Source organism: Streptomyces sp. NPDC003393 (genome assembly GCF_053589015.1).
The window spans coordinates 287604-307425 of the sequence record NZ_JBSFRB010000001.1 but is presented as its reverse complement, the minus strand read 5'-3'; the positions used below and the strand labels follow the sequence as shown (position 1 = coordinate 307425).

General features: G+C 72.2%; 20 protein-coding genes. 11 read left to right on the top strand and 9 right to left on the bottom strand.

Annotated elements, in window-relative coordinates; translation table 11 throughout:
* Nucleotides 1-73 precede the first annotated feature (73 nt).
* Nucleotides 74-2200 carry a SpoIIE family protein phosphatase gene (locus ACWDUZ_RS01395; RefSeq protein WP_451629684.1) on the top strand — a complete coding sequence of 709 codons (2127 nt, stop codon included), beginning with the start codon at nt 74-76 and terminating at the stop codon, nt 2198-2200.
* A 446-nt stretch (nt 2201-2646) separates the two neighbouring features.
* Here the strand turns inward: ACWDUZ_RS01395 and ACWDUZ_RS01390 are convergent, their stop codons facing one another.
* The gene (locus ACWDUZ_RS01390) at nt 2647-3939 is read right to left on the bottom strand and encodes a cytochrome P450 (protein ID WP_451629683.1); all 1293 of its coding nucleotides are present in this window, start codon (nt 3937-3939) and stop codon (nt 2647-2649) included.
* Between the two features lie 38 nt (nt 3940-3977).
* On the bottom strand, nt 3978-5333 hold the full coding sequence (locus tag ACWDUZ_RS01385; protein WP_451629682.1) for a glutamine synthetase family protein: 1356 nt from the start codon (nt 5331-5333) through the stop codon (nt 3978-3980).
* A gap of 336 nt (nt 5334-5669) precedes the next feature.
* Here ACWDUZ_RS01385 and ACWDUZ_RS01380 point away from each other — a divergent pair, with 336 nt between their 5' ends.
* The 10 genes from ACWDUZ_RS01380 (at nt 5670) to ACWDUZ_RS01335 (ending at nt 16169) form a co-directional block, all read left to right on the top strand.
* Nucleotides 5670-5858, top strand: coding sequence for a ferredoxin (locus ACWDUZ_RS01380; RefSeq protein WP_451629681.1), 189 nt, complete (start codon nt 5670-5672; stop codon nt 5856-5858).
* Nucleotides 5859-5861: 3 nt separating this feature from the next.
* Entirely contained in the window at nt 5862-7070 is a 1209-nt protein-coding gene (locus ACWDUZ_RS01375; protein WP_451629680.1) for an NAD(P)/FAD-dependent oxidoreductase, read from the top strand.
* A gap of 30 nt (nt 7071-7100) precedes the next feature.
* Complete coding sequence (locus ACWDUZ_RS01370; protein WP_451629679.1) at nt 7101-7907, top strand: acetoacetate decarboxylase family protein; 807 nt, start codon at nt 7101-7103, stop codon at nt 7905-7907.
* A gap of 33 nt (nt 7908-7940) precedes the next feature.
* A complete protein-coding gene (locus ACWDUZ_RS01365) occupies nt 7941-9428 on the top strand; it encodes an aldehyde dehydrogenase (RefSeq protein ID WP_451629678.1) in 1488 nt (495 codons plus the stop codon).
* A complete protein-coding gene (locus ACWDUZ_RS01360) occupies nt 9421-10356 on the top strand; it encodes a 3,4-dihydroxyphenylacetate 2,3-dioxygenase (protein ID WP_451629677.1) in 936 nt (311 codons plus the stop codon). Before ACWDUZ_RS01365 ends, ACWDUZ_RS01360 begins: the two co-directional genes overlap by 8 nt.
* Nucleotides 10357-10439: 83 nt before the next feature.
* The gene (locus ACWDUZ_RS01355; RefSeq protein WP_451629676.1) at nt 10440-11285 is read left to right on the top strand and encodes a fumarylacetoacetate hydrolase family protein; all 846 of its coding nucleotides are present in this window, start codon (nt 10440-10442) and stop codon (nt 11283-11285) included.
* 28 nt (nt 11286-11313) lie between these two features.
* Nucleotides 11314-11928, top strand: a complete 615-nt coding sequence (locus ACWDUZ_RS01350) for a TetR/AcrR family transcriptional regulator (protein ID WP_451629675.1) — start codon at nt 11314-11316, stop codon at nt 11926-11928.
* A gap of 193 nt (nt 11929-12121) precedes the next feature.
* Nucleotides 12122-13573, top strand: a complete 1452-nt coding sequence (locus ACWDUZ_RS01345; RefSeq protein WP_451629674.1) for an APC family permease — start codon at nt 12122-12124, stop codon at nt 13571-13573.
* A gap of 383 nt (nt 13574-13956) precedes the next feature.
* On the top strand, nt 13957-15447 hold the full coding sequence (locus ACWDUZ_RS01340) for an aldehyde dehydrogenase (RefSeq protein ID WP_451629673.1): 1491 nt from the start codon (nt 13957-13959) through the stop codon (nt 15445-15447).
* Nucleotides 15444-16169, top strand: coding sequence for a gamma-glutamyl-gamma-aminobutyrate hydrolase family protein (locus tag ACWDUZ_RS01335; protein WP_451629672.1), 726 nt, complete (start codon nt 15444-15446; stop codon nt 16167-16169). The genes ACWDUZ_RS01340 and ACWDUZ_RS01335 overlap by 4 nt, the downstream gene beginning before the upstream one ends.
* A 59-nt stretch (nt 16170-16228) precedes the next feature.
* Here the strand turns inward: ACWDUZ_RS01335 and ACWDUZ_RS01330 are convergent, their stop codons facing one another.
* The 7 genes from ACWDUZ_RS01330 to ACWDUZ_RS01300 form a co-directional block, all read right to left on the bottom strand.
* A complete protein-coding gene (locus ACWDUZ_RS01330) occupies nt 16229-16801 on the bottom strand; it encodes a MarR family winged helix-turn-helix transcriptional regulator (RefSeq protein WP_451629671.1) in 573 nt (190 codons plus the stop codon).
* Between the two features lie 295 nt (nt 16802-17096).
* Nucleotides 17097-17390, bottom strand: a complete 294-nt coding sequence (locus tag ACWDUZ_RS01325) for a gas vesicle protein K (protein ID WP_451629816.1) — start codon at nt 17388-17390, stop codon at nt 17097-17099.
* The gene (locus ACWDUZ_RS01320; RefSeq protein ID WP_451629670.1) at nt 17387-17635 is read right to left on the bottom strand and encodes a gas vesicle protein; all 249 of its coding nucleotides are present in this window, start codon (nt 17633-17635) and stop codon (nt 17387-17389) included. The genes ACWDUZ_RS01325 and ACWDUZ_RS01320 overlap by 4 nt, the downstream gene beginning before the upstream one ends.
* Nucleotides 17632-18531: a GvpL/GvpF family gas vesicle protein gene (locus ACWDUZ_RS01315; protein ID WP_451629669.1), complete on the bottom strand. Its 900-nt coding sequence runs from the start codon at nt 18529-18531 to the stop codon at nt 17632-17634. Before ACWDUZ_RS01315 ends, ACWDUZ_RS01320 begins: the two co-directional genes overlap by 4 nt.
* The gene (locus tag ACWDUZ_RS01310; protein ID WP_451629668.1) at nt 18528-18878 is read right to left on the bottom strand and encodes a gas vesicle protein; all 351 of its coding nucleotides are present in this window, start codon (nt 18876-18878) and stop codon (nt 18528-18530) included. Before ACWDUZ_RS01310 ends, ACWDUZ_RS01315 begins: the two co-directional genes overlap by 4 nt.
* An 18-nt stretch (nt 18879-18896) precedes the next feature.
* Nucleotides 18897-19535 (bottom strand): hypothetical protein, encoded by a 639-nt coding sequence (locus tag ACWDUZ_RS01305; protein ID WP_451629667.1) that lies wholly within the window; start codon nt 19533-19535, stop codon nt 18897-18899.
* Complete coding sequence (locus ACWDUZ_RS01300; RefSeq protein WP_451629666.1) at nt 19532-19819, bottom strand: gas vesicle protein GvpG; 288 nt, start codon at nt 19817-19819, stop codon at nt 19532-19534. The genes ACWDUZ_RS01305 and ACWDUZ_RS01300 overlap by 4 nt, the downstream gene beginning before the upstream one ends.
* Nucleotides 19820-19822 lie beyond the last annotated feature (3 nt).

Genomic DNA, 19822 nt, shown 5'->3' with positions numbered 1-19822 from the left:
GTCTCGCTGACGCTCGGTGACCGGGCGAACACGGTCGATCCGGGAAGGCGCGTCGATCCGGGAAGGCATGGTGATGGCACGCACGGATCTCGGCGGAGGCGGTTGTCCCGGCAGCCCGCCCCCCGGGGCGTTCGACACCACCAGGGACCTGGACATGCTGTTCGCCCAGGCGCCGGTGGGCCTGGCTGTCTGCGACGGCGAGCTTCGCGCTCTGCGGGTCAACGCGGCACTCGAACGTCTGTGCAGGATCGAGGCCGGCCAGGTCCTGGGCAGGCCGATCGGTGAGTTCTTCCCCACGCGTGACGTCGCCCGTCTGACGAAGCTCCTGCGCACCGTTCTGGAAACGGGCAGACCTGTGGTGACCACCGTGTCCCTGGCCGTGACCGGAGGTGAATCCGACCAAGGCTGCTCCTTCTCGGCCTTCCGGCTGTGCGACGCGAGCGGCCGGGCGAGGGGGGTCGTCACCGCGATCTCCGACCTGGGTGGGCGGCCGGCGCCGGGGAGCAGCGAGCGCCTGGCCCTGCTGGAGGCCGCCGCGACACGGATCGGTTCCACCCTGGAGGTTGCCCGGACGGCGGAGGAGCTCTGCGAAGTGGCGGTGCCCCGGCTGGCCGACCTCGTCGCCGTCGATCTGCTGGAAGGGATCGACCGCGGCGAGGAACCGCTGCCCGGACCGGTGGAGAGCGCGACCCTGTTGCGTCGCGCCGCGGTCCTCTCGCGGACCGCGCGCGCCCCGGAGGCGACCTATCCGGTCGGGGAGCTGACGACCTTCCATCCCACCACCCCCTACGCCCAGTGCCTGGCGTCGGGGCAGCCGCTGCTGATCCCGGTCCTGGACCAGGACGCCGGCTGGTTGGCCCAGGACCCCGCCCGCGCCGCCAAGATCCTCGGCGCCGGAATCCACTCGTTGATGACGGTGCCCCTGCGGGCGCGCGAGACCACGCTCGGACTCGCGCACTTCTACCGCTGGCAGTTGCCGCAGCCTTTCGAGCCCGACGACCTGGCCCTGGTCCACGACCTCGTCGCCCGGGCCGCGGTGTGCATCGACAACGCCCGCCGCTACACCCGGGAACGTCACGATGCCCTCGGCCTCCAGCACAGTCTGCTGCTGCGGGGTGCCGTGCCGGCGCGCAGCTCGGTGGAGACCGCACACCGGTACCTGCCGGCCCGCACCCATACGGGGGTGGGCGGCGACTGGTTCGACATCCTTCCGCTCTCCGGGGCCCGCGTCGGCCTGATCGTCGGTGACGTGACCGGCCGGGGCATCCAGTCCGTGGCCTGCGCCGGACGGCTGCGTACCGCCCTGCGAACACTGGCCGGCATGGACTTCCCCCCGGACGAGGCGCTGGCCCACGTGGACGCCCGGGTGCGCCCGGCCGCCGACGGCGACCTCTCGGCCGACCGGGAGGCCGCATCGCTCGGCTCCACCTGCCTGTACGTCATATACGATCCCGCCACCCGGCGATGCTGTGCGGCCAGCGCCGGCCATCTTCCGCCCATCGTCGTACGTCCCGATGGAGCAGCCGGGTTCCTGCCCCTGTCCGTCGGTCCGCCGCTCGGGCTGGGGGGCCTGCCGTTCGAGGCGACGGAGACGAGTCTGCCCGACGGCAGCCTGCTGGCCCTGTACACGGACGGTCTCCTCCACGGCCTGCGGCACGACCCGGACAACCTGGTGCATCTGCTGCACACCCTGACCGAGCCGGGCCGGCCGCTGGACGACCTGTGCCGGGCCGCCGTGGAGGCCGCCCTGGACGAACGGCCGCCGGCGGACGATACCGTCCTTCTCCTGGCCCGCACCCGGAGCCTGGAGGCCGACCGGGTCGCCACGTGGGACCTGCCCGCCGAGCCCGAGGCCGTCGCCCGGACCCGAGCCCGGGTCTCGCACCAACTCACCGACTGGGGCCTCGCGGAGGACGTGCCGTTGGCCGAGCTGGTCATCAGCGAGTTGGTGACCAACGCGATCCGCTACGGCCGCAGCCCCATCCACCTGCGGCTCATTCGGGAACACACACTCATCTGCGAGGTCTCGGACGCCTCCCACACATCGCCGCACCTGCGCCAGGCGAGCAGTGACGACGAAGGCGGCAGAGGACTGTTCATGGTCGCGCAACTCGCGGAGGCGTGGGGCACGCGCTACACGGCCACGGGCAAGACCATCTGGGCGGAGCTGACCATGACCCCCGCGGCCGCTGGCCCGTGACGTCCGCCCGTCCCGGCACGTCGTGCGCGTGCCGCCGCCGATCACATGGGGCCGCCACTCGGGTGCTCGCACGACCGTCGCCCGATCAGAGGCCGCAGCGCGGGACGGATCGCCGCTGTGCCAAGATCGGCTGCCGTGAAGGATGGCGACCCGCTGGCCGGCCTGGACGATGTGCCCTGGGGCCGGCTGCAGCAATCCTATGGCATGGCCGACGACGTCCCCGGACACCTCCGAGCAGGACGAGGCCTCCTGGCCATGGGCCGCGACAGACGCTCTGCGTCGGTGGAAGGTGCCGACCATGCACTCTCACCTGCGCGCCTACGTCGGCTTGTCCGGGCCGGCGGACGGGGGTGACGCTCTGACGCCTCCCGCGCCGTGGGGATGACAGCCGGGACGGGGGCGGTCCGTGAACGGCGACCGCCCCTGCCGTGCCGGTGCCGGGTGGCTCAGGCGAGCGTCACCTCGACCGGCAGCTTCTTGATGCCGTTGACGAAGTTGGAACGCACGCGCGGCACGTCGCCGGCCAGGCGGATGTCCGCCAGGCGTGGGATCAGCTCCTCGAACATGATGCGGATCTCGGTGCGGGCCAGCAGGTTGCCCAGGCACAGGTGCGGGCTGCCCTTGCCGAAGGTGACGTGGTCGTTGTTCCGGCGGGCGACGTCGAAGTCGTAGGGGTTGCCGAAGACCTCCTCGTCGCGGTTGCCGGAGGCGAACCACATGACGACCTTGTCGCCCTCCTTGATCCGCTTGCCGCCGAGTTCGACGTCGCGGGTCGCGGTGCGGCGGAAGTGGTAGACGGGAGAGGCCCAGCGCAGGAACTCCTCGACCGCCGTCGGGATCAGGGAGGGATCGTCCTTGAGGCGGGCGAGCTGCTCGGGGTGCTGGAGGAGGGCCAGCATCGAATGGGTGATGGTGTGCCGGGTGGTCTCGTTGCCGGCGACGACCAGCAGCAGGAAGTAGTTGTCGAAGTCCTGCGGGGAGAGCGGGACCCCGTCGCGCGGGGTCTCGTTGACCAGCCGGGAGATCAGATCGGTGCCGGTGCCGCCCCGGCGCCGTCGGGCCAGTTCCCGTCCGTAGGAGAAGACCTCCAGGGAGGCGGGGGAGCGGAAGGGCAGGTCGCGGTACTGCTCGCTCTCCGCGCTGTGCAGGAGGACGTCGGCGTAGTCGGGGTCGGTGTTGCCGATGATGCGGTTGCCCCAGTCGATGAGCTGCTGGTTGTCCTCCGGGGGCACGTCCAGCAGGCGGGCCAGGACGTTGATCGGGAAGTCGGCGGAGACCTCCTTGACGAAGTCGAAAGTGCCCTTGGACAGGGCCGCGTCCAGGGTGGTGGCGGTCAGGCCGCGCAGGAAGTCGGCGTAGCTGTTGATGACGCTCGCGCCGAACTGGCGCTGCAGCAGGCTGCGCAGGGCGCGGTGGCGGATCCCGTCGAGTTCCAGGATGGAGGCGCGCTTCTTGATCTGGTCGTCGTCGACCTCTTCGAGGTTGACGAACTTCGTGGAGGTGAAGGTCTCGGCGTCACGGTCGACGCGGGCGATGTCGGCGTGCCGGGACACGGTCCAGAAGCCGGAGTTGGGCGCGTCCTCCTCCTGCCAGTGGACGGGGTCCTCGTGCCGCAGCGTGTGGAACATGCGCCACGGGGTGACGCCGTCGGTGAAGTTGTCGAGGTTCGCGAGGTCGACGTCGGCGAGCGGCAGCGGCTCGCGCACGGCCTCGGTCAGCGGCTGGGCGGTGGTGGTCATGGGGTGTGTGCTCCTCGGCGTCACGGGTGGTACCGGCGTCACAGGTGGTAGGCGTACTCGGTGAACTCCCAGTCGGTGACGTGCCGTTGGAAGCGCGCGACCTCGTCACGCTTGTACGCGAGGTAGGAAGTGGTGAAGTCCTTGCCGAGCAGCTCGGTCAGCGCCGTGTCGGCCTCCAGGGCGTCGAGCGCGGCGGGCAGGGACATCGGCAGCACGGGAGACTTCGTCGTGTCGTAGCCGTAGCCCTCCAGAGGGATGGGAGGTTCCTCGCCGGCCAGGACCCCCAGCAGGGCGGCCGCGACGGTGCCGGCGATCAGCAGGTAGGGGTTGGCGCTGGCGTCGCCCAGACGCAGTTCGAGACGGGAGCCGGACCCGCGCTCGGGCGGGATGCGGACCATGGCGCTGCGGTTGTCCAGGCCCCAGTCGATCAGCCAGGGGGCGAGGGTGTCGGGGCCGAAGCGCTTGTAGGAGTTGACCGTCGGGTTGGCGAGCGCCGCCAGCGCGGGGGCGTGGGCCAGGACGCCGGCCACGGCGTGGCGCCCGGTGGCGGACAGGCCGTAGGGGGCGGACGGGTCGGCGAAGGCGTTGGTGTCCTGTTCGACCACGCAGGAGAGGTGGAGGTGGAAGCCGGAGCCGCCGGCGCCGTTGAAGGGCTTGGCCATGAAGGTGGCGAGGCGGCCCTCCTTGCGGGCGAGTTCCTTGATCGCCGCCTTGAAGCGGAAGGCGCGGTCCGCGGCCGTCATGGCGTCGGAGTGGGTCAGGTTGATCTCGAACTGCGACCCGTCGAACTCGTGGTTCCCGCTGGTGACGCCGATGTTCATGGCGTGCAGCAGGCGCAGGGTGCGCAGCAGGTGGTTGTCGTCGTCCGCACGCAGGCCCGCGGTGTAGACGACGCCCTCGGCGTCGCTGTACTTGCGCCATCCGGTCGGGGTGTCCGCGGCCGCGTCGCACAGGAAGTACTCCAGCTCCGGGCCGACGACGGGGCGCAGGCCGTGCTCGGCGCACTGGTCGAGGACGGCGCGCAGCAGGTCGCGCGGGGACTCCGGGGCCGGCCGCCCGGTGGCCGGGTCGGTGATGTCGCCCAGACAGGTGGCCACGCCGGGTTCCCACGGCAGTGAGGTCAGGGTGTCGAGGTCGGGACGCACGCAGATGTCGGGCAGGCCCGCGTCGAGCCCCCCGGAGACGGGGACGACGTCGCCCTGAGGACTGGTGTGGTAGACGGCGCGGCAGAAGGCCAGACCGTGCTCGCAGGCCGATGGCAGGTGGTCCAGCAGGACGTCCCGGGCCCGTTCGGTGCCGATGAGGTCGGGGTAGGTGACCCGGACCACGTCGATGCCCTCGGCGGCCAGCCGTTCCATGTGGTGGCGGACGGGCGGGGTGTCGGATGCGCTCACCGGTGTCTCCTCTGGGGAAGGGGGCGCCTCCCAGGGCTCAGGGCGCTGGGGGAGAAGGGGGAAGAGGGCGGCTGCGCACTGCGGGAGCGCTGAAGACCGCTCTGTTTGGTGCCAAACGGTAGGGACGCCCGTCACTCTCCCGCAAGGGGGCCGGTGCAAAAATTTATCCACCTGGATAGCTATTGACCAGAGGTCGCGCCGCTTCCTATGTTGTTTGACGCCAAACGAGTTGGGGTGCGGTGACAGCCGCACCCTTTGGCCGGGGCCCGGCCCCCCAGCGGTCCGGGCCCCTTCATCCCCCTCTCCGACGCCCCCTCAGTACCAGGAGGACCGGCCATGAAGGTCGTCGTCGACATGAACAAGTGCCAGGACCACGGCCAGTGCGTCTTCGCCGCCCCCGACGTCTTCCGCTTCGACGACGCCGGCCGCCTGGCCTACGTCCCCGACCCCGACGACGCGCTGCGCGACGAGGTCGAGGAGGCCGCCGACGTCTGTCCGCTCCAGGCCATCCGGATCGAGGGCTGAGCCGTGCGCGCACCCATCGTCGTGGCCGGCGCCTCCATGGCCGGCCTGCGCGCCGCCGAGCAGCTGCGCGCCGCGGGCTGGGACGGGCCGGTCACCCTGGTCGGGGACGAACCGCACATGCCCTACAACCGGCCTCCGCTGTCCAAGGAGGTGCTGGCGGGCAAGGCGTCCTTCGAGTCGCTCGCCTTCCGGCCCCGGGCCGCCGTCGCCGACGTCGAGTGGCGGCTGGGGACCCAGGTCGTCCGCGCCGACCTCGACCGGCGGACCGTCGAACTCGACGACGGCGCGACCCTGGCGTACGTCGGGCTCGTCGTCGCCACCGGAATGCGTCCCCGGCGGCTGACCTGCCCCGGCCCCGTCGCCGGCCGGCACACCGTCCGCACCCTGGCCGACGCCCGGGCACTGCGCGAGGCGCTGACCGAGCCGGGCGTACGCGTGGTCGTCATCGGGGCGGGCTTCATCGGCTGCGAGGTGGCCGCCACCGCCGTGGCCCTCGGCGCCGCCGAGGTCACCGTCGTCGACCCGCTGCCGCTGCCGATGGTCGGACCGCTCGGCGAGCTCCTCGCGAAGGCGCTGCGCGACCGCCACGAGCACAGGGGCGTCCGCTTCGCCCTCGGTACCGGCGTGAGCGGCTTCGAAGGCGACGAGCGGGTCACCGGAGTGGTCCTGGCCGACGGCACGGTGCTCGCCGCGGACGTCGTCGTCGAGTCCGTAGGCTCCGTCGCCAACACCGAGTGGCTCGGCGGCAACGGCCTCGACCTGACCGACGGCGTCCTCACGGACGAGCACCTGCGGGTCGGCGGCCGCCCCGATGTGATCGCCGTCGGCGACGTCGCCCGCTTCCCCAACGCCCGCTACGACGGCGTGCCCCGCCGCGTCGAGCACTGGTCCATCCCCACGGACACCGCCAAGCACGCCGCCCGGGTCCTCACCGCCCATCTGAACGGCACCGAGTCCTCACTCGCGCCGTTCGCCCCGCTGCCCACCTTCTGGAGCGACCAGCACGACTTCCGGCTCCAGTCCTTCGGCGCCCCCGCCCTGGGCAAGGAGGACGTACGCGTCCTGGAGGGCGACCTCGACGGGGACGTCCTGGTCGGCTACCACGACGCCGGCCGGCTGGTCGGCGTCGTCGCCCTCGGCGGCTCCGCCGCCGCTGCCGCCGCCGCCCGCCACCGCGCCGCACTGCTGAAGCAGCCCGCCCTCACCGCGTAACCGCTCCGCGCAACCAGCCAAGGAATCCCAGTGACCCGTGTCCGTGGATACTTCCATCCCAAGACCGCGACGGGTGCCTCGTCGCTGATCCCCTCCCCGCCCTGGCGCTACTCCGGCGATCTGCTCACCGTCGAGTACCGCACCGACCCCGCACGCGTACGGGAGCTGCTGCCCGAGCCGCTTCAGCTCGCCGACGAGGACCCCGGCGCGGTCGCACTGATCTGGGCCGACTGGCAGTCCTGCTCCGCCTCCGGCGACGAGCTGCTGGACCCGGTGCTCGCCCAGTACAAGGAAGCGTTCGCCGTCGTCCGCTGCATGTACAAGGGACAGACCTACACCCGCTGCGTCCACATCTGGGTCGACAAGGACTTCGCGATCGCCCGTGGACTGCACCAGGGCTACCCGAAGAAGCTCGGTTCGATCCACCAGACCCGCCCGCACCCGTACGGGCCCGCCCCGCGCATCGAGGCCGGCGCGCGCTTCGGCGCGACCCTCGCCGCCGCCGACCGGCGCCTGGCCCAGGCCGTCGTGACCCTGCGCGAGCCGTCCGCGACCAACGGCTTCGTGAACAGCCACCCCATGGCCCACCACCGCTGGCTGCCTTCCATCGAGAAGGGCAAGGGCCTGGCCCTGGACGAGCTGATCGAGTCCGGCGCCGCGTCCTTCGAGGGCGGACAGCCCTGGGTGGGCGACGCCGAGCTGGAGCTGTTCGAGGCGCCCACCGAGGAGCTGGCCCGCCTGGAGATCCGCGAGCCGATCGCGGCGTACTACCGGCAGGTCGGCGTGGTCTGGGACGGAGGCCGGCTGCTGGAGTCCGGCACGTCCGGCGCCGAGTGACCCCGCCCCCCACCACCCAGGAGCCCCGCGATCATGAGCCCACACCGCACCACCGTCGCCGGCGTCCCCGTCGACACCCGCCACTGGATCGGCGGCGAGCGCGTCGCCTCCGACGAAACGTTCACCGACGTCTCACCCATCGACGGCAGCACCCTCGGCGAGATCTCCCGCGGCACCGCGCCGGAGGCGGCCGCAGCCGTCGCCGCCGCCAAGGCCGCGTTCCCCGGCTGGGCCGCCACCCCCCGCGCCGAGCGAGCCCGCCTCCTGCACGCCATCGCCGACGGTGTCGACAAGCGCCTCGAAGAACTGGCCCTCGTCGAGACCACCGACAACGGCGCCCTGCTGCGCTCGCACCGCCGCGGCGTCATGCCCCGCGTCGCCCACAACTTCCGCTTCTTCGCCGACTGGCTGCTGACGCTGGACCACGAGGACTTCACGACGCACACGAGCGGCTCCGCCGCGGGCCGCGGACACACCAACCACGTCAGCTGGGACCCGGCCGGCCCCTGCGTGCTCATCACCCCGTGGAACGCCCCGCTGATGCTGGCCACCTGGAAGGTCGCCCCGGCGCTGGCCGCCGGCAACACCGTGATCCTCAAGCCCGCCGAGTGGACACCGCTGACCGCATCGCTGCTCGCCGACATCGCCGCCGAGGCCGGTCTGCCCGCCGGAGTCCTCAACGTGGTGCAGGGCTACGGCTCCGAGATCGGCGACGCCCTCACCTCGCACCCCGACGTGCGGCGCATCAGCTTCACCGGCTCCGTGCCGACCGCCAAGCACATCTCCGCGTCGGCCGCCGCCAACCTGACACCCCTGAGCCTGGAGCTCGGCGGCAAGTCACCGCTGCTGGTCTTCGCCGACGCCGACCTGGACCTGGCCGTCGACCTCGCCGTCGAGCAGTACGACAACGCGGGCCAGGTCTGCCTCGCCGCCACCCGCATCCTGGTGGAGGAGCAGGCCGCCGAGGAGTTCACCCGCCGGTTCGTCCAGAAGGCGGCACGGCTGCGGCAGGGCGATCCGCGCGACGAGTCCACCGACATCGGCCCCAACATCCACCCCCGCCAGCTGGAGAAGATCGACGGCTTCGTGCGGCGGGCGGTCGCGGCCGGCGCCCGCGCGGTCATCGGCGGCCACCGCGGGGACGGCCTCTACTACGCGCCGACCCTGCTCACGGACGTCGCGCAGGACAGCGAGATCGTCCAGGAAGAGGTCTTCGGCCCCGTCCTGACCCTCCAGACGTTCACCACCGAGGAGGAGGCGGTCCGGCTCGCCAACGGCACCCGCTTCGGCCTGGCCGCGACCGTCGCCACCGGCGACCTGGAGCGCGCCGAACGGGTCACCGCACAGCTCGTCGCGGGCACCGTCTGGGTCAACTGCTTCTTCGTCCGCGACCTCCAGGCCCCCTTCGGCGGCTCCCGCCAGTCCGGCGTCGGCCGCGAGGGCGGCACCTGGAGCTTCGACTTCTACTGCGACATCAAGAACACCGTCACCGCGCCGAAGGGATGGAAGGACCATGGGTGAGATCGTCGGGGCGGGCCTGCTCGCCCACGTCCCCACCATCGTGCTGCCCGAGGAGACCAGGCTGGAGCTGAACGGCGGCAAGGAGATCACCCTCGTCACCGGCCTTCGGCAGCTCCGCCAGGACGTCTTCGAACGCGACGACTACGACACCGTCGTCGTCCTCGACTCCCACTGGGCCACCACCGTCGAGTTCGTCGTCACCGCCCAGGACCGCCGGGCCGGGCTGTTCACCTCCGAGGAGCTGCCGCGCGGCATGTGCCGTATGCCGTACGACTTCCCCGGCGACCCCGAACTCGCCCACAACATCGCCTCGTTCGCCGACAAGCACGGCACCTGGATCACCGCGATCGACGACGCGTACCTGCCGATCTACTACGCCACGATCAACCTGTGGAAGTTCCTCGGCGAGGGCCTGCCCGACAAGCGATGGGTGACCATCGGCGTCTGCCAGACCGGCGACATGGAGGACCACCTGCGACTGGGCCGCGCGCTCGCCGACGGCATCGCCGCCACTCCCGGCCGCCGCGTGCTGCTGATCGCGTCGGGCGCCCTCTCGCACACCTTCTGGCCGCTGCGCGAACTGCGCGACCACGAGGCGAGCGACCCCGCGCACATCTTCACGGCCGACGCCCGCGAGGCCGACCACGAGCGCATCGCTCGGTTCAAGGAGGGCCGGCACGACAAGGTCCTCGACACCATGGACGAGTTCTGGAAGTACAAGCCCGAGGCCAGGTTCTTCCACTACCTGATGATGGCCGGCGCCCTCGGCGAGCAGGCGTGCGTCGCCAAGGCCCGCCAGTACGGCGAGTACGAGAACTCCATCGGCACCGGCCAGGTCCACCTCTGGTTCGACCGCCCGGCCGACGGCTGGACCGGCACCTCTCTGCCCACGCCGGCCGCACCCCGCACTCCGCACAGCCGCGCCTGACAGGCTCCGCCCAGCCGCCCAGCCGCCCAGCCGCCCAGCCGCCCAGCCGCCCAGCCGCCCAGCCGCCCAGGAAGGCCCCCGCCATGCCCGAGTACCGCCGTATCCTCCTCGACGGCGCCGCCGTCGAGACCGTCCGTGACGGTGACGAACTGGTCGCCGGAGACGGCCGCCGAGTCAAGATCGACGACGCGCGGCACCTGCCGCCGGTCGTCCCCTCCAAGGTGATCGCCGTCCACCTCAACCACCGCAGCCGGGTGGACGAATTCCGGATCGGCCTGCCCGACACCCCCACCTACTTCCACAAGCCGACCTCCTCCCTCAACTCCCACCAGGGCGCGATCGTGCGTCCCGAGGGCTGCAAGTGGCTCAACTACGAGGGCGAGGTCGCCATCGTCATCGGGAGGACGGCGCGCAACATCGCCCCGGCCGACGCGGGGGAGTACATCGCCGGCTACACGATCGCCAACGACTACGGCCTGCACGACTTCCGCGACACCGACGCCGGCTCGATGCTCCGCGTCAAGGGCTCCGACACGCTGTGCCCCCTCGGCCCCGCCCTGGTGACCGACTGGGACTTCCACGGCAAGCGACTGCGCACCTACGTCAACGGCGAGGTGGTCCAGGACGGCTCCACCGACGAGATGACCTGGGACATGCACTACCTCGTCGCCGACATCGCCCGCACGATCACCCTCTTCCCCGGTGACGTCCTGCTGTCCGGCACCCCGGCCAACTCCCGGCCCGTCCGGCCCGGCGACGTCGTCGAGGTCGAGGTCGAGGGCCTCGGCCGGCTCACCAACCACATCGTCACCGGCCCCACCGCCATCCGCACGGACGTCGGCGCCCAGCCCACCGAGTCCGAGGAAGTGCTCTCCACCGCGCTCGGCGGCGACTGGGAGTTCCGCGGCATCCGGCCGCCCCAGCGCTGACCGGAACGCCGCAGGTAGGGTCGTCGACATGACCGACTCCGTCGAGGCCGCCGGTGAGCGCCGCAGCCGCAAACGCGTGACGAACTACGGGAACGGTCGGGCTGCCCTGCTGGACGCCGCCGTACGGGTGGTGGCCCGGGGCGGTCTGCGCAAGCTCACCTACCGTGCCGTCGCCGAGGAGGCCGGCGTCACCCACGGGCTGGTCGTGCACCACTTCGGCTCGCGGGACGCGCTGATCGAGGAGGCCGTCACCCACGCCATCCGCTCCTCGCTCAGCAGCAGCGCCCTCGACATCGGGACCGGCAGGCCGGCCGACTTCGCCACCGGCCTGCCGCAGATGGTGGAGTCCGGACCCGAACTGCAGGCCTTCCAGTACGAGCTGCTGCTGGAGGCGCGGCGCAGGCCGGAACTGCTGCCCCACCTGCGGAGCCTGTACGAGGAGTACTTCGAGGCCACCAGGCGCGAGCTGTCCCGCATGCTGCCTCAGCCGGTGGAGCGAGGTACGTCGCGGCTCGTCTTCGCCGCGCTGGAGGGCCTGGTCCTGCACCAGCTCGTGTTCGGCGAGCGCGAGGTCACCGAAGAGGCGCTGCGGGAGCTGCAGGCCCTGCTGGAGCGGCTGTCGGAGGGCCCGGCCGAGGGCTGACCCGCGCGTTGCCGACGCCGCTGCCGCCTGTCGGCGGCCTCGCTGCCGACAGGCGGTTCACGGCCGGTGCACGGATTCGCCGCGCGGCGGGATTCCCCGCTTCCACCCCCTTGTCAAACGGATAGTTCCGGCCCAGGATGAGGCAACTCGTTTGGCCTGAAACGATCCTCCCCTTCTCTGGCAGGTGATCCGAGTGGACAGTCAGACGGCCTCCGCGCAGCGGACCGTACGGGACGCCCCCACTGCAGCCACACTCAAGCCCAACGCCCTGGGCGTCCTGGGCATCCTCTTCTTCGTCCTGTCCGGTCAGGCTCCGCTGACGGGTATCGCCGGTGCCGCCCCGATCTCGATCGCCATAGGCGACGGATCCGGCACTCCGGCCGCCTACGTACTGGCGGGGGCCGTGATCCTCCTCTTCTCCGTGGGGTTCGTCGCCATGGGGCGGCACGTCGTGGACGCCGGCGCCTTCTACACGTACATCGGCACGGGTCTGGGCCGGACGGCCGGCGCGGGCAGCGCGAGCGTCGCCCTGTTCGCGTACTGCGTGATCCAGGCGGCGATGTACGGCCTGTACGGCTCGATCGTCAGCGGACTCGTCGCCGACCACACCGGATTCCACCTGCCGTGGTGGGCGTGCACGCTGGTCACCATGGCCGTGGTGCAGGCCCTGGGCGCCGCGGGCATCGAGATGGGTGCCCGGGTCCTGGCCGTGTTCGTCCTCGCCGAGTTCAGCATCCTGCTGATCTTCGGCCTGGTCACCCTGTTCAAGGGCGGCGGCCCCGAGGGGCTGGGCGTGGCCGACAGCTTCTCCGCCTCGGCGGCCCTTCAGGGCGCACCCGGCGTCGCCGTGATGTTCGCCGTGGCGTCGATGTTCGGCTTCGAGGCCACCGCCATCTACGGCGAGGAGGCCAAGGAGCCGAAGAAGACCGTGCCGCGGGCCACCTATCTGTCGGTGGTCGTCGTCACCGGCTTCTTCGCGCTCACGTCCTGGATGCTCATCTCCGCCTACGGCGCCTCGCAGGCACCCGCGGCGGCGGGCAAGGCGCTGGCCGGCGGCGACTCCGCCGGCTTCGTCTTCGCCCCCATCGCCGCCCAGTTCGGTGGCTGGGTCAACGACGTCCTGCCGGTCCTGCTGGCCACCTCCCTGTTCGCGGGCATCCTGACGTTCCACAACTCCGCCAACCGCTACCTGTTCTCCCTCGGCCGCGACGGCCAGTTCCCCGCCGGCCTGTGTCGCCTCAACACCCGGCACGCGCCCTGGATCGCCGGCTGTGTCCAGACCCTGATCGCCGCCGCCCTGGTCGTGCCGTTCGCGCTGGCCGGTCAGGACCCGGTGCTCACCCTCTTCTCCTGGTTCAGCGGTCTGGCCGTCCTGGCGATGATGCTGCTGTACCTGCTGACCTCGGTGTCGGTCGTGGTGTTCTTCCGCCGCCGGCGCGTGGACCTCCGGATGTGGAACACCCTGATCGCACCGGTACTGGGCGCGCTCGGCCTCGCGGGGGCGATCTGGGTCATCCTCGCCAACTTCACCACGCTGATCGGCGGCGAGACGAGCACGGCCGTGTGGCTGGTGCTCTCCGTGCCCGTCGTCATGGCGCTCGGCGTCGTCAACGAGCGGATCCGCCGCCGACGTACCGCCCCCTGACGGACGGCTTCCCCTTCCGTGGGCGCGCCCATGTCCCCGGCGCGCGCCCGCGGGTGCCCCGTCTCCCTCCTCTGCTGTTCCGTAAGCGCTTCACCGACGCCTGGTCTGGAGGACCGCTTGACGCTCTCCCCCCTGAAGGGGGGAGATTCTTACGGCTCGCGCCGTGAGACTTCCTGTTTCATCGCCGACTGCCCGCCCGGAGAACTCCGTTGAGGTTCCAGCGGCTCACGCATCTTGGCCAGCGTCAGCCTGCCTCACGGAAAAAAACCTGCGGGTCAGAGCACGGCCTTTCGCCCAGGGGCGAAACCCCGCTCCCCGCCCTGCTCCGCAGGGGTTTCGTCTCCTCCCCATCTGAAGGTGGGGCTGTCCATGAAAGGACTTCGATGACCACCGCCACCCACGACGACTGGCTGCACCGCGCCAAGACGTTCGCACCGCACGGCACCCATCTGATCGACGGTGCCGACGAGCCCGGGGGCGGCAGCACGTTCTCCGTCGTCTCGCCCCGCGACGGTCAGCCGCTGGCCGAGGTGGCCGACGCCGGCGCGGCCGAGGTGGACGCTGCCGTCGCCGCCGCCCGCCGCGCCTTCGACCACGGCCCCTGGCCGCGCCTGGCCCCCGCCGAACGCGGACGGCTCCTGCTCCGCCTCGCCGATCTCCTTCAGGAGCACCGGGCGGAACTGGCGCTCACCGTCAGCCTGGAGATGGGCAAACCGATCACGGACGCCCACGACATCGAACTGCGCGCCGTGATCGGCACATTCCGCTGGTACGGCCAGCTGGCCGACAAGCTCACCGACGAGTCCCCGCACACCGCACCGGACGCGCTGGCCCTGGTCACCCGGGAGCCCGCCGGGGTCGTCGGCGCGGTCGTGCCGTGGAACTTCCCCCTGACGCTCGCCGGGTGGAAGGTCGCCCCGGCCTTGGCCGCCGGGTGCACGGTCGTCCTCAAGCCCTCGGAGAACTCGCCGCTCTCCGCGCTGCTGCTCGGCCGGCTCGCCCTGGAGGCGGGTCTGCCGCCGGGTGTGCTCAACGTCGTGGCGGGCGACGGCCCGGTGGCCGGGCGTGCCCTCGGACTCCACCCCGACGTGGACGTCCTGGCGTTCACGGGTTCCACCGCCGTCGGCCGCCACTTCCTGCGCTACGCCGCCGACTCCAACCTCAAGCGCGTCTGGCTGGAACTGGGCGGCAAGTCCCCGAACATCGTCCTCCCCGACGCTCCCGACCTGGACAAGGCCGCGGCCACCGCCGCCTGGGGCATCTTCTTCAACCAGGGCGAGATGTGCACCGCGCCCTCCCGGCTGCTGGTGCACTCGGCCATCGCCGAACAGGTCACCGAGGCCGTCGTGGCGCGCGCCCGCGCTCTGCGCGTCGGAGACCCCCTCGACCCCGCCACCGAGATGGGCGCCCTGGTCGGCCGGGACCATCTCGACCGCGTCCTCGGCCATGTCCACGCCGCGGTCGAGGACGGCGCCCGACTGCGCACCGGCGGCACGCGCACCCTGACCGAGACCGGCGGCGTCTACCTCGAACCGACCGTCTTCGACCGGGTCGACCCGGCCGGCCGGCTGGCCCGCGAGGAGATCTTCGGACCCGTGCTCTCCGTCCTCGCCTTCGACGACCTCGACGAGGCCGTCGCCCTGGCCAACGCCACCGAGTACGGCCTCGCCGCCGGCCTGTGGACGTCCGACCTGTCCACCGCCCACCGGGTCTCCCGCGCCCTCAAGGCCGGCACGGTCTGGGTCAACTGCTACGAGGAGGGCGACCTGACGGTTCCCTTCGGCGGCATGAAGCAGTCCGGCAACGGCCGCGACAAGTCCGCCCACGCCCTGGAGAAGTACACCGAACTGAAGACCACCTGGATCCAGCTGTGACCCACCGCCCCCTGATCGCCGTCCCGGCCCGTTACTCCGCCACCGCCTCCGCTCTGCGCCATGCGGCCGAGGTCAACGCCCGTGCCCTGATCGAGGCCGTCTGGCGGGCCGGCGGCGAGCCCGCCACCCTCCATCCGCACGCCCCTGGAGGGATCGCCGACCCCGCCGAGGTCGCCGCCCGCCTCGCCCGCTTCGACGGCCTGCTGCTTCCCGGCGGCGGCGACCTCGCCCCCCACCGCTACGGAGCGGCCGACGCGCACGAGGCCGTCTACGACGTCGACGACGAACAGGACGCCTTCGACCTGGAACTCGCCCGGCAGGCCCTCGCGAGCGGGCTGCCGACTCTGGCCGTCTGCCGCGGTCTCCAAGTGGTCAACACGGCCCTGGGTGGCACGCTGCACCAGGACATGGGTGGCCCCGAGCGGGAACACCGCCATGTCCGGCACCCCGTCTCCTTCACCCCCGGCTCGGCGCTGACTCGGATCACCGGCGCCGACAAGGTCGAGGCGTCCTGCTACCACCACCAGCACGTGGACCGGCTCGGCGAGGGACTGACCGTCACCGCCCGCGCGGCCGACGACACCGTCGAGGCCGTCGAACTGTCCCACGGCCGCGACTGGTTCGTCGCCGTGCAGTGGCACCCCGAGGACACCGCGCACGAAGACCCCGCCCAGCAGCGCCTCTTCGACGCGCTGGTACGGGCCGCGCACGGAGCACACTGAGAAACCCGGTGGAACGCCACGCCCACCGGAGCCGCGGGGCGGGCCGGGTGCGGGCGGCGTCAGTTCCGGGAGCGCCGTCCGCTGCGGCGGGGCGCGGGTTCCTCGCCGTGCAGCAGGGACCTGCGCCGGTCCTCGCCCTGCTCCTCGACCTGGAGCACCACGCGCCGCAGCCCCTCGGCCAGGCTGCGGCACTCCGCGTCGGTCAGCCGGGAGGTGACGAACGCCTCTTCCTCGTTGAAGGCCGGGAAGACCCGGCGCATGAAGTCCTCGCCCTCGTCGGTGAGGCGCAGCAGAACCAGCCGGCCGTCGGTCGGATGGGCGGAACGGCGCAGCAGCCCGCGTGACTCCAGGGTGCGCGAGACGCCGGTGAGCGTGCCCTTCGAGATGCCCGCCTCCTCGGCGACGTGCCGCGTCTCCGATTCCCCCCAGACCCACACCACCCACAGCACGACGAACGCGGTCCAGGTCAGGTCCGAGTCGCGCAGCACGGAGTTCTCCAGGTGGTGCCGCACGGTGGAGGCGGCCCGGTAGATGTTGGCCACGGCCGCCATCTGCTCGCGCCGGACGGCAATGCCTCCCAGCTTGGCCTCCGCGAGCTTCTCCGCTTCGGTGATGGATCGCTGGCCGGGCAAGCGTGCTCCCTGAGTCTCCTCGGCGGGCCCGGACGGCCTGCCGTCCCATCCGGTCGTTCGGATCAGATTGTACGGGCGGGGCCCGGGCCGGTACCCGACCCGTCGGCTCGTTCCGGCGTTCACGGTCCCGGGCGCGTGCGCGAGCTCGAACGACCGACGAACGCGGCCCGGTGATGCGTCGGGGACAGTGCCGTCGGTCGAGGCCGTCCGTGACGGCCGCACGGGCGCCAGTCGGCGGACCGGCGCTCCTGCGTCTGCGGTGGCCAGGGGAGCAGGTGCGCGGGGCCCTTCGGCCTCATGGCTCGGGGTCGGCGAGGAGGCGGCCCAGGGGGCCCAGGTCCAGATTGAGGTCGCTGCGGCGCAGCCCGTGCTGCGCGCACAGTTCGTCCATCCGCTGGTCGAGCAGCATCAGCGCGGTGCCGAGGCGGTCCTCCTGCTCCTCGCTCAGCGTGCCCTCGTCGAACCGGCGCACCGCCTGGCGCTCCATCAACTGGCGCAGCAGCTCCACGACCGCCAGGACCAGCGCGGCCAGGTCGCCCGCGACCCGTTCCGGATCCAGGTCGAGCGCGTGGGAGCGCGGCCCGGTCACAGCGGCCCGCTGTCCGGCCACGGCGCGGGCACCCGCTCGCTGACCGACGCCAGCAGGGCGTGCAGCGAGACGCGCACCAGCGGGACGTCGGCGACGGCCAGGACCAGGTCCCCGCTGACCACCACCCCGGTCGCCAGAACCCGGTCCAGCAGGTCGACCAGGGGCACCCCGATGGGCGCGCACGGCTCCGGTTCGTCCCAGGGCACGGGCGTGCGGTCGGGCTCCGGGGCGATCGGCAGGCTCATGCGCCCACCTCCTCCGGTGCCGAGCCGTTCCACTCCTGGTCGGGCCGTGCGAAGGAGTACGGGACCCAGGGCCCCGACGCGGTGATCTCCACGTGCGGCCGGCCGGTGGCGGCGCGCGCCAGGACACGGGCGAAGTCTTCTTGTCCCGCGTCGTCGACGAGATAGGCCGCGTTCAGCAGTTGCGGCGTCCTCCTGCCGGACAGCCGCTCGCTCTGCGGCCGGTGCCTGGTGGTGGCGACCGCGTATCGCCTCAGCTCCCGGTCCACCTCCATCGCCTGGGCCAGAGCCTGCTCGTGCACTTCGTGCCGGACGCGGCGCCGTGCGCTGGCCCTGCTCAGATAGGCCCGACCGCCGGCCGGACCGCCCTCGCCGGCCTGCGGCGGGCCCTGCGCCGCGGCGGGCGGGGCGGCGGCGTGCACCTTCACGGCCCACTCCGTGCGATCGCGCAGCCGGTCGAGCAGGACGCCGAACTGAGGCGCGCGGGCGGTGACGGCCTCGACCGCGTTGATGTCGCTCGCGTACAGGGTGGCCATGGGCAGCGGCACGACGGGACCCCGCCGGGCGGCCGCCTCGACGCCGCGGTGGTGTGCGCGGGCGCAGCGCTCCAGTTCCTCGGGCCGATTCAGCCGCTCGGCGAGCGCTGTCTCGCTGAAGGTGGACGCGGGCACGTCCTGGGCGATCACCCACACGGGCCCGGCCCGCAGCGCGCGCAGGGGGCCGCCCTCCTCGTGGCCCGCCGCCCCGGCCGGAAGTCCGGCGGCCACAGGGGCGCCGGTCACGGCGAACACGTAGGTGAGGGTCGGTTCGAGCGGGTCCCGATCGCCGGCGCCGCAGGGCGGCGGCGTGAGCCGCTCCGGGCCGCGGGGGGCGGCGTCCTGCGGTGGGAGGCCGTTCACCGGACCCTCTCCGGTTCCTCCGCCTCGCCGTCGGTGTGCCGTACGGCGGCCAGTTCCTCGCGCAGGCGCGCGTTCTCCTCGGCCAGTTCGTCGCGGGCGGCGCGCGAGGACAGCGCCGGGTCGGTCTCCCACCAGTCGATGCCCGCCTTCCTGGCGGTGTCGACCGAGGCGATGAACAGACGCAGCCGGATGGTGAGCAGTTCGATGTCGAGCAGGTCGATCTTGATGTCGCCCGCGATCACGATGCCTTTGTCCAGGACGCGTTCGAGCAGGTCCGCGAGGCTGCCGGCGGGCGCCGGCCAGGCCTCGGGGCCGAGGTCGGCGTTCCAGGGGGCGACGTCACTCACGATGCACCCCCGAGGAGCTCACCGGCGCCGGAGGGCGGGCTCGCGGCCGACCGCGCCGGCGGGCTCGTCCTCGTCGTGCTCGTCGGGGCCCACGCATCCGGGCCCTTGCCTGTCCTCGTCCTCGTGAGCTTCGTCCTCGTAAGCCTCGTCGTGGGCATCGTCGTCGTAGGCATCGTCGTACGTGTCGTCCCGCTCCTCATAGGCGTCTTCGTCACCGTCCCCGTACCTGCCGTCCTCGTCGAACTCGTAGTCGTCCTCCGGGTAGCCGTCTTCGGGCGCGTGGTCGTCCTCGTACCGTTCGTCCCGGTGCCGATGGCCCAGGTGGCCGTACCCGCGGCGGCCCGTCACGTCTGTGCCGGCCAGCGCCTCGGTACGGTCCTGCAGTGCGTCGGCGATGTCCGCCAGCCGGCGGTCCGCGGCCGAGACGACCGCGTGCGAGGCGGTCAGCAGTTCGCCGCGCAACTGGTCGGCGAGATCCTGCACCCGGGGCGACCGCCACGCGTCGAGCGCCTGGGGCAGCAGCCGGTCGGGGTTGACGCCGAGGTGCCGTCCCGCGAGACAGGTGCCCAGCGCGAGGGCCAGACCGGCCTTCTTCCTGCGCCCCAGGAGGTAGCCGCCGATCACGGCCACCGCCATGCCCGTCCTGTACGACTTCATGGTCGCCTCCCCCGCGGCCGCGACGGGCTCTTGGCCGCCGGGGCCCGATCCAGGCGCCGCACAGGGCTGTCGAGGAGGGCGAGAAGCCGTTCCTCCTCCTTCTCGAAGGTCTCCTCGTCGATGGTGCCCGCGTCCAGGGCCTGGTTGAGGGCGGCCAGCCGCGCCTGCACCAGTCGCGGGTCGCGCGCCTGACGCCGCGCCTCCTGGAGGAGGTGGTCGGCCACCCACAGGGTGCCGCGCACCGGGGCGAAGGGCAGCAGCAGGAGTCCGGTCATCAGGCCCACCGC

What these genes read in the sequence shown, in the direction of transcription:
- ACWDUZ_RS01395 (WP_451629684.1), top strand. Translation starts at nt 74, where the DNA reads ATGGCACGCACGGATCTCGGCGGAGGCGGTTGTCCCGGCAGCCCGCCC.
- ACWDUZ_RS01390 (WP_451629683.1), bottom strand. Translation starts at nt 3,939, where the DNA reads ATGACCACCACCGCCCAGCCGCTGACCGAGGCCGTGCGCGAGCCGCTG.
- ACWDUZ_RS01380 (WP_451629681.1), top strand. Translation starts at nt 5,670, where the DNA reads ATGAAGGTCGTCGTCGACATGAACAAGTGCCAGGACCACGGCCAGTGC.
- ACWDUZ_RS01365 (WP_451629678.1), top strand. Translation starts at nt 7,941, where the DNA reads ATGAGCCCACACCGCACCACCGTCGCCGGCGTCCCCGTCGACACCCGC.
- ACWDUZ_RS01360 (WP_451629677.1), top strand. Translation starts at nt 9,421, where the DNA reads ATGGGTGAGATCGTCGGGGCGGGCCTGCTCGCCCACGTCCCCACCATC.
- ACWDUZ_RS01355 (WP_451629676.1), top strand. Translation starts at nt 10,440, where the DNA reads ATGCCCGAGTACCGCCGTATCCTCCTCGACGGCGCCGCCGTCGAGACC.
- ACWDUZ_RS01350 (WP_451629675.1), top strand. Translation starts at nt 11,314, where the DNA reads ATGACCGACTCCGTCGAGGCCGCCGGTGAGCGCCGCAGCCGCAAACGC.
- ACWDUZ_RS01340 (WP_451629673.1), top strand. Translation starts at nt 13,957, where the DNA reads ATGACCACCGCCACCCACGACGACTGGCTGCACCGCGCCAAGACGTTC.
- ACWDUZ_RS01320 (WP_451629670.1), bottom strand. Translation starts at nt 17,635, where the DNA reads ATGAGCCTGCCGATCGCCCCGGAGCCCGACCGCACGCCCGTGCCCTGG.
- ACWDUZ_RS01305 (WP_451629667.1), bottom strand. Translation starts at nt 19,535, where the DNA reads ATGAAGTCGTACAGGACGGGCATGGCGGTGGCCGTGATCGGCGGCTAC.